Origin of the sequence: Variovorax sp. J22R115 (genome assembly GCF_030317005.1) — a bacterium.
In the GTDB taxonomy this organism is placed as follows: Bacteria; Pseudomonadota; Gammaproteobacteria; order Burkholderiales; family Burkholderiaceae_C; genus Variovorax.
The window spans coordinates 1-1,587 of the sequence record NZ_JASZYM010000054.1 but is presented as its reverse complement, the minus strand read 5'-3'; the positions used below and the strand labels follow the sequence as shown (position 1 = coordinate 1,587).

Here is a 1,587-nt window from a genome sequence, read left to right as displayed (position 1 = left end):
ATATGGCCCGTTTTGTCAAGCGAGCGCGAGGTGTTTCCTCGCGAAGCTTCGCGACAGCCCATGGGGACGACGAAGTCTAAAAAGGCGTCACACCGGCACCTTGGGACTCGACGCATGCAGCTTTGGCGACGATGAATCACGCTGATATCCGCGGATTGGGTACCGCATTACATGGCTGCGTCGCGGGGCTGCCTCGCTCTAGTGACGGGGATCATCCAGGGTGGATGCCCACATAGCCCGTTCGAGGGTTCCCCTATCGTGTGCATTCGTCGGGTTTACGGGTGCGGTGTGAACGCAATCAATTCAATGTTGCTGCATGGCAGGGGTGACCTGGTGGCCCAGATCCCATAGGAAGCCAGCGAGCTCTCGGGCGATGGCCACGCACACCTTGTTGGGTTGCATTCCCCGAGCGCTCAGGCGCCGATAGCGCTGACACAAGCGCAGTTGCGCACGCCAGGCAATTGCGCGCACAGCTGCGGGTTGATCTTCCTGGCGCACCTGCAGGATGCGGCTGATGCGGGCAGCGAACCGATAGTTCCAGGCGGCTTCCACGAGCACACGGCGTGCATGTCCGTTGCCGGTCTTGGTAATGGCGCCCAGGCGCCGTGTCGCCCCACTGGAATGCTCGCTGGGCACCAGACCCAGGTAGCCCATGAGATCGCGCGGATGGGCAAATCGACGCATGTCGCCCAACTCGGCCACCACCGTTGTGGCCGCCACCAAGTCCAGACCGCGTAGCGTCATCAGCGCGCGCACCACCGCCAGCATGCGCCAGTTCTCGATCTGCTGTGCCAGGGCCTCGGTCAGGCGTCGCACCCGCGCATCGGCCTCGCTGACCGCCAGTCGGTATTCGGTAAAGGCAATGTCCTGGGCCGGATGCTCGAAGCCGAGTGTGGCCAGATAGCGTTCGTGGGCCGCCGTCCACGACGACTTGCCCGTGTAGCGGCGCCCGTGGCGCAGCAGCATCGCCTTGAGTTGCTGGCGGGCCTTCAGTCGCGCCTTCACCGCATCCACCCGGGCACGACACAGATCCCGGATGGCCTCGTCGCGTTCGTCGGGCACTTTCACCGTCGTCAGGTCGCCCGAACGCGCCAGCGCGGCCAGTTTCAGCGCGTCGAGTCGATCGGTCTTGATGCGCTCTCCGGGCTTGCGCGCAATCAGCGAAGGCGCCACCACCTCGCAGCGGTAGCCCTTGACGCGCAGTTCGCGCACCAGCGTGTAGCCACAGGGTCCGGCCTCGTACACGATCAGCAGCGTCGAGGGCTCTCCCAGCTTGTCCAGCGCCTTGATGAGCTCGCTCAGTCGAGCACCGACCGTGCCGACAAACCGTGGTGCCTCGCGCCGGACGTGCGCCACCGCGATCGCCGTGGACTGCGCATGGACGTCCAGACCAACAAAAACCGTGCTAACTTCTTCCATGTCTGCCTCCTGTTGCAAAGCTGCAGATCACACCCTCGGGTGTTCTGCATGTGGCTCGGCGCACTCGCAGTGCGCAACCCACGGTACTACTGCAGGAGGCAGACCCTTTCCCTCTTACCCAATCACTTCAGCCCGCCTCCGAGGATGAGGACGGGCCATCATGTCTAG

1 protein-coding gene is annotated in these 1,587 nt (G+C 64.0%); it reads right to left on the bottom strand.

Annotated elements, in window-relative coordinates; translation table 11 throughout:
- Positions 1-303: 303 nt before the first annotated feature.
- Entirely contained in the window at positions 304-1,419 is a 1,116-nt protein-coding gene (locus QTI04_RS34140) for an IS110 family transposase (protein ID WP_286619633.1), read from the bottom strand.
- Between the last annotated feature and the right edge of the window lie 168 nt (positions 1,420-1,587).